Source organism: Streptomyces sp. NPDC000941, assembly GCF_053599555.1.
This window is the reverse complement of the sequence record NZ_JBSFMM010000374.1, coordinates 1-6,363: the sequence shown is the minus strand read 5'-3', so window position 1 is coordinate 6,363 and position 6,363 is coordinate 1. Positions and strand designations below refer to the sequence as shown.

At 70.7% G+C, this 6,363-nt stretch carries 7 protein-coding genes; 4 read left to right on the top strand and 3 right to left on the bottom strand.

Going from position 1 to position 6,363, the window contains the following annotated elements; genetic code table 11:
- Nucleotides 1-97: 97 nt before the first annotated feature.
- Genes ACWDSL_RS51090 through ACWDSL_RS51080 form a run of 3 tightly spaced genes read left to right on the top strand, consistent with a single transcriptional unit; the run spans nt 98 to nt 2,419 of the window.
- Complete coding sequence (locus tag ACWDSL_RS51090; RefSeq protein WP_450496335.1) at nt 98-817, top strand: SDR family NAD(P)-dependent oxidoreductase; 720 nt, start codon at nt 98-100, stop codon at nt 815-817.
- Nucleotides 814-1,332 (top strand): carboxymuconolactone decarboxylase family protein, encoded by a 519-nt coding sequence (locus tag ACWDSL_RS51085; protein ID WP_450496333.1) that lies wholly within the window; start codon nt 814-816, stop codon nt 1,330-1,332. Before ACWDSL_RS51090 ends, ACWDSL_RS51085 begins: the two co-directional genes overlap by 4 nt.
- 31 nt (nt 1,333-1,363) lie before the next feature.
- Nucleotides 1,364-2,419 (top strand): NAD(P)H-dependent amine dehydrogenase family protein, encoded by a 1,056-nt coding sequence (locus ACWDSL_RS51080; RefSeq protein WP_450496331.1) that lies wholly within the window; start codon nt 1,364-1,366, stop codon nt 2,417-2,419.
- A 17-nt stretch (nt 2,420-2,436) separates the two neighbouring features.
- Here the strand turns inward: ACWDSL_RS51080 and ACWDSL_RS51075 are convergent, their stop codons facing one another.
- The 3 genes from ACWDSL_RS51075 to ACWDSL_RS51065 are packed head-to-tail and all read right to left on the bottom strand — an operon-like array spanning nt 2,437 to nt 5,289.
- Nucleotides 2,437-3,228, bottom strand: a complete 792-nt coding sequence (locus tag ACWDSL_RS51075; RefSeq protein WP_450496329.1) for an enoyl-CoA hydratase — start codon at nt 3,226-3,228, stop codon at nt 2,437-2,439.
- A gap of 11 nt (nt 3,229-3,239) precedes the next feature.
- A complete protein-coding gene (locus ACWDSL_RS51070; protein WP_450496327.1) occupies nt 3,240-4,397 on the bottom strand; it encodes an acyl-CoA dehydrogenase family protein in 1,158 nt (385 codons plus the stop codon).
- Between the two features lie 37 nt (nt 4,398-4,434).
- Complete coding sequence (locus ACWDSL_RS51065; protein ID WP_450496326.1) at nt 4,435-5,289, bottom strand: acyl-CoA dehydrogenase family protein; 855 nt, start codon at nt 5,287-5,289, stop codon at nt 4,435-4,437.
- 155 nt (nt 5,290-5,444) lie between these two features.
- Here ACWDSL_RS51065 and ACWDSL_RS51060 point away from each other — a divergent pair.
- Nucleotides 5,445-6,363: TetR/AcrR family transcriptional regulator (locus tag ACWDSL_RS51060; RefSeq protein WP_450496324.1), on the top strand; the 919-nt coding region annotated here is incomplete at its 3' end.

Below are 6,363 nucleotides of genomic sequence, written 5' to 3'. Positions count from 1 at the left end.
GGGCTGGACTGAGGAGCCGCGCAGCGACGAAGGAGCGAGCAGTGACGAGGGAAGCCCGCGCGTGGAAGCGCGCCAAGACTGAGCGGGAGGGAGGGGTATGAGTACCTTGTCGAAACCGACGGCCGTGGTGACCGGCGGCGCCTCCGGTATCGGCCGGGCGATCGCCCGCCGGCTGGCGGCCGACGGCCTGAAGGTCGCCGTGCTCGACCTCTCCCCCGCCCAGGAGGGGTACGGGCTGACGGTGGACGTCACCGACCGCGCTCAGGTCGACAAGGCGATGGACTCGGTACGCGAACGCCTCGGGCCGATCCAGGTGCTGGTCAACGCGGCCGGCAAGGACGGCTTCACCCGCTTCGGCAAGCTCTCCTTCGAGGACTGGCAGCGGGTCGTCGACATCAACCTCAACGGGGTCTTCCACTGCGTGCAGTCGGCGCTGCCGGACATGTGGGACGCCCGCTGGGGCCGGATCGTCAACATCTCCTCCTCCAGCACCCACGCCGGCCAGCCCTTCATGGCGCACTACGTCGCCGCCAAGTCCGCGGTGAACGGGCTGACCAAGTCCCTCGCGCTGGAACTCGGCCCCCGGGGCATCACGGTGAACGCCATCCCGCCCGGCTTCATCGACACCCCCATGCTGCGCACCGCCGAGCGGAACCAGCAGCTCGGCGGCACCATCGAGGACCACATCGCGCGCACACCGGTACGCCGGGTCGGCCGCCCCGAGGACATCGCCGCGACCTGCTCGTTCCTGGTCTCGGAGGAGGCCGGATACCTCACCGGACAGATCATCGGCGTGAACGGAGGCCGCAACACATGACGAGGCTGCCCCCGATCCCGTACGAGAAGTGGGACGCCGAAGTGCTGCGGCCGCTGACGGGCGGGCGCACCATACCGCCGTCCAACGCCCTCGGCCTGCTCCTGAACCACCCGCGCCTGGCCAAGGCGTTCCTGACCTTCAGCACGCAACTGGTGTACCGCGGCACACTGCCGGCGAAGCTGCGCGAGCTGACGATCCTCCGGGTCGCCTGGCGGCACCGCTGCCGCTACGAGTGGGTGCACCATGTGCTGACGGCCCGTGCGGCCGGAGTCACCGAGAAGGAGCTGGCGGAGGTACGCCAGGGCACCGGCACCCTGGTGAACCGGGCCGTGGACGAGCTCGAGGACACCTCCTCGCTCTCCGATGAGCTCTACGCGGAGCTGGCGAAGGAGCTGGACGAGCGGCAGCTGATGGACTTCGTGTTCACCGTCGGCGCGTACGGGATGCAGGCCATGGCGTACAACACCTTCGGGGTGGAACCCGATCCGGGGATGGACTGCCAGGGGATGGACTGAAACAACGACCGGCAGAGGGGTTGGGTTGGGCATGCAGCGTCCCGCACAGCGCGACAGGCCGCTTCGCGTCGTTCAGTGGGCCACGGGAACCATCGGCACGCGCTCGCTGCGCGCCGTTCTGGACCATCCGCACATGGTGCTGGCGGGTGTCCGCGTCCATGATCCGGACAAGGCCGGGCGCGATGCCGGCGAGCTGTGCGGGACGGGCCCGACGGGCATCACCACCACCCGCGGCCTCGACGACATCCTCGGCCTGGCCGCCGACTGCGTGCTCTACATGCCGCGGGCGACCGATCTCGACGAGCTGTGCGCCCTGCTCGCGTCCGGCGCGAACGTCGTGACCACGGCTGGTGAGTTCCACCACCCGGCCGGGATGGATCCCGCCGTCCGGAGGAGGGTCGAGGACGCCTGCGCGCGGGGCGGTACCTCGATCCACGCCACCGGCAGCAGCCCGGGGTTCATCACCGAGGCCGTACCGCTCGTCCTGGCCTCCGTGCAACGGCGGCTGGAGACCCTGACCATCCACGAGTACGCCGATCTGTCCCGGCGGAACTCGCCGGGGCTGCTGTTCGACGTGATGGGCTTCGGCCGGCCGCCGACCGCCGCGTTCGACGCACGCCGCCTCGCTCACGTCCGATCGAGTTTCGGACCGTCCCTGCGGCTGGTCACCGACGCCCTGGGCCTGCCCCTCGACTCCGTCGAGGCGAGCGGGCACCTCGCCACCGCCGCGCACCCGGCGGACATCGCCGCCGGTGCCCTCCGAGCCGGGACGGTGGCCGCGCAGCGGATGACGCTGTCCGGTCTGCGCGACGGCCGTACACTGCTGGAGTTCAACGCGACCTGGTACTGCACCACCGACCTCGACCCCGCCTGGGACCTGCGCCCCACCGGCTGGCATCTGACGGTCGACGGCGACACGCCCCTCGACGTCGACCTGCGTTTCCCGGTGCCGCTCGACCGGATGGCCGCCGTCTCCCCCGGCTACACCGCCCACCGGGCCGTCAACGCCGTCCCCGCCGTCTGCGCGGCTGCCCCCGGCATCCGCACGACCGTGGACCTTCCCCCGTTCACCGCGGCCCTCGCCTGAGTGCCGACGGAAGCTACTCAGCCCTGCTTGAGATGCTGCTTCATCTCGTCGAGCCGGGTCAGGATCGGGAAGCCGGACACGCTCAGCGCGTTGCCGTGCCCGGTCTGGTGGATGTCGAAGACGGCCTGGAGGGCGGCGTAGAAGCCCTGTACGTCGAGGGTCTGGTTGACGGCGCGCTTGGCCTGGCGGAGCCCGAAGGGCGGCATCCGCGCGATACGCGCGGCCAGTTCGTACGCGGCCGCGTCGAGTCCGGCCAGTGGCACGACCTTGTTCACCATGCCGACCTGCTCGGCCTCGCGGGCGGTCAGCGGGCGGCCGGTGAACAGGATCTCCTTGGCCTTACGCGGGCCGAGTTCCCAGGTGTGCCCGTGGTACTCGACCCCGCCGATACCCATGTGCACCACCGGGTCGGAGAACTCGGCGTTCTCCGCGGCCACGATCAGATCGCACGGCCAGCACAGCATCAGCCCCGCGGCGATGCACTTGCCCTGCACGGCCGCGATGGTGGGCTTGGGGATGTTGCGCCACTTCAGCGAGTACTCCAGATAGCGGCGCGTCTCGGCGTCGTAGATCCACTCCAGCGTGATCTCGCCCGGACCTGGCCAGCGGTCCTTCAGATCGTGCCCGGCGGAGAAGTGGCGGCCGTTGGCCCTGAGGACGACCACGCGTACGTCCTCGTCGCGGGCCGCACGGGTCCAGGCCGCGTCGAGGTCGTCGAGGAGGGCCATGGTCTGGGCGTTGGCGGCCTCGGGGCGGTTGAGGGTGATGGTCGCGACGCCGTCCTCGACCGCGTACAGGATCTGGTCCATGGCCGATGTCCTCACCGGGGCAGGCCGAGCAGCCGCTCGGCGATGATGTTCCGCTGGATCTCGCTGGTGCCGCCGGCGATCGTGCCCGCGAAGCTGCGCGCGTACCGCTCGAACCAGCCGGCGATGAAGTCCTCGTGGTGCATATGGTGGTACGGCCCGGAGCGGGTCGGATGCGGCAGCCCTTCGGCGCCGCGGGCCTCCAGCGCGTACAGGGAGGCGGACTGCACGGCCTCGGAGCCGAGCAGCTTGAGCACGGAGATCTCGGCGGGGTCGCGGTCCGGGCCGAGCTGCCGGTAGCCGAGCAGCCGCAGCGCCTGGAGGTCCATGAGGAGGGTGGCGTACCACTCCTGTCCGCCGCCGATGTCCGCGGCGTCACGCACCAGCTCCTCCAGGCGTTCGGCGTACGACAGCCACAGCAGGGTGCGCTCATGGCCGAGGGAGCCGTTCGCGACCCGCCAGCCCTCGTTGAGGGGGCCGACCAGATTCGCGCGATCCACCCGTACGTCGGTGAAGAACACCTCGTTGAAGTCGAGGTCGTCCTCGGCCGCGATCGAGCCGAAGGGGCGGCGTACGACACCGTCGGTGTCCGTCGGGATCAGGAGGGCACTGATGCCCTTGTGCTTGGGCGCCTCGGGGTCGGTGCGTACGAAGGTGAGCAGCACATCGGCGTCGTGGGCGCCGGAGGTCCAGATCTTCTGCCCGTTGACGATGAATTCGTCGCCTTGCCCGACCGCGCGTGTGCGCAGGGAGGCCAGGTCGGAGCCCGCGTCCGGTTCGCTCATGCCGAGCGCGGCGGTGATCTCCGCGCGCAGGATCGGCACGGCCCAGCGGCGTTTCTGCTCCTCGGTGCCGAAGGAGAGGAGGGAGGCGGCGATGATGCCGAGGCCCTGCGGGTTGAAGCTGTGGTAGATGCGGCGGCGGGCCAGCTCCTCCAGGTGCGCCAGTTGCTGGGGCAGCGTGGCGTTCCGGCCGCCGTACTCGGGCGGCCGGCCGGGCAGCAGCCAGCCCGCGTCGAAGAGCGTGCGCTGCCAGCGGCGCGCCCAGCCGGGGATGTGGCCGCTGGAGCGGGAGCGCTCGCCGGCCTCGGCCTCGGTGGGCAGATGCGCGTCGAGGAAGGCGGCGAACTCTGTGCGGAACTCCTCGACCTCGGGGTCGTCGGCGAGCCTCATGAGGCTGCGGGTTTCATGGGACGTGCCATGAGACGTGTCATGAGACCAGAAGTGCCTTCCTGTGGTCGGACGCGGTGCCGAGGAGCAGATCGCAGACCTGGGCCCGCTTCAGGTGGTACTGGAGCTCGTTCTCCCAGGTGAAGCCCATGGCGCCGAACAGCTGCAGACCGTGCCGGAGGACCAGGCGCTGGCACTCCCCCGCCGCCGCCTTGGCCATATGCGCGGCGCGGGTGCGGCGCGGGTCGTCCTCGGCGATGGTGAGGGCGGAGAAGTGGGTGAGGGCGCGGGCGCGTTCGATGGCCACGTACATATCGGCGGCCTTGTGCTTGACGGCCTGGAAGGAGCCCAGCGGCCGGCCGAACTGCACCCGCTGCTTCACATGTGCCAGGACCAGGTCGAGGATGCGGCGGCAGGCGCCGACAGCGGTGGCCGCGAGACCGGTGAGGGCCAGGTCGGGCACGCCGACACCCAGTTCACCGGCGGTGATGTGCGCGACGTGGAGCTTGGGGTCGAGCACGGGCACCCGCATCGCGGCCAGGTCGGCGCCCCGTACGACGGTCACGCCGTCCGGTGTGAGCAGCGCGATCTCGTCCGCGCGGTCGGCGTCGAGGACGTACCGGCCGCTGCCGTCGAACACGGCGGTGCCGCTGCCCTCGGGGAGCCGCCCGGTGAGCGGGGCGAACCAGGTGGCGGTGGCCAGGAACGGCGTCGGATCGGCCGCGTACCCCAGCTCCTCCAGGATGAGGGCGAGCTCCAGCGGGGGCGCCTCGAGCCAGCCGAGCTCCAGATAGGTCTGCCACTGCCGCTCCTCGGGCTGGGCGCACACCTTGGCGACCGTCTCACGCACCGTGCGCCGCAGCAGCCGCTGCTCCTCGTCGAGCTCGAACTCCACGCCCGGCCTCCGCCCTCTCGCCGTACCGGTGGCAACACACGCGGTGCGAGAATAGCATTCTCATCATGGGGAAGTAAGAGTCTCGCTTCTGATGGAGCGCGATTCGGTAGGGGGAGGGCCCTCTCTTTTCACATGAGTGGAGTACCGTTCTACTCATGAGTGCCGTGCCCGCAGAACCCGTCGAGACCCCCGAGCCCGCCTGGCGGCAGCGCGCCGTCGAGCGATCCACCCGGGCCGCGAAGCTGCGCGCCGAGCAGCGCGTGCAGCGCTTCCTCGACGCGGCCCAGGAGTTGATCGCCGGCAAGGGCACCACCGACTTCACCGTGCAGGAGGTCGTGGAACGCTCCCGGCAGTCGCTGCGCAGCTTCTACCAGCACTTCGACGGCAAGCATGAGCTGCTGCTCGCCCTCTTCGAGGACGCGCTGTCGAGGTCGGCCACCGAGATCCGGGAGAAGTCCGCGGAGGGACGGGATCCGCTGGACCGGCTGCGGATCGCGGTCGACCTGCTGTACGACTCCTGCCGGCCCCGCGAGGGCCAGCAGTCCCCACTGTTCACGGACTTCGCCATCCAGCTGCTGGTCACCCACCCGGACCAGGTGGCGACCGCCCATCTGCCGCTGCTCAGCTTCTTCACGGAGCTGATGGAGGAGGCGGTCGAGGCCGGTCAGGCCGTCGCGCCCAGGCCGCGCCGCATCGCCTCGCTGATCATGCAGACGGCGATGTTCACGGCCCAGGCGCCCGCGGCCCCGGTCGGCGCCCATCCTTCGCCGATCAGCGCGGACGAGGTGTGGGAGTTCTGCCTGGGCGGCATCACCGGCGCGGGCCGCCCGCCCGTCGACGGCACCCCCGCCGCCACCCCGGCCGAGAAGACCGCGAAAGCCGCCCCCCGGAGCGCCGCCGCGAAGACGGCCCCGGCCAAGAAGACGACAGCGAAGAAGCCGGCGACAAAGAAGGCCGTGGCCAAGAAGGCCACCACCTCCCGGGGGACCGACCGCGGCAAGGCGCCTCCGTCTCGAACGTGTCCGTCTTGGGCGTGTCCGTCTTACGCGTGTCCGTCTTACGCGTGTCCGTGGC

Bases quoted from the DNA above. Each gene is read 5' to 3' on its own strand.
- ACWDSL_RS51090 (WP_450496335.1), top strand. From the start codon at position 98: ATGAGTACCTTGTCGAAACCGACGGCCGTGGTGACCGGCGGCGCCTCC.
- ACWDSL_RS51085 (WP_450496333.1), top strand. From the start codon at position 814: ATGACGAGGCTGCCCCCGATCCCGTACGAGAAGTGGGACGCCGAAGTG.
- ACWDSL_RS51080 (WP_450496331.1), top strand. From the start codon at position 1,364: ATGCAGCGTCCCGCACAGCGCGACAGGCCGCTTCGCGTCGTTCAGTGG.
- ACWDSL_RS51075 (WP_450496329.1), bottom strand. From the start codon at position 3,228: ATGGACCAGATCCTGTACGCGGTCGAGGACGGCGTCGCGACCATCACC.
- ACWDSL_RS51070 (WP_450496327.1), bottom strand. From the start codon at position 4,397: ATGAGGCTCGCCGACGACCCCGAGGTCGAGGAGTTCCGCACAGAGTTC.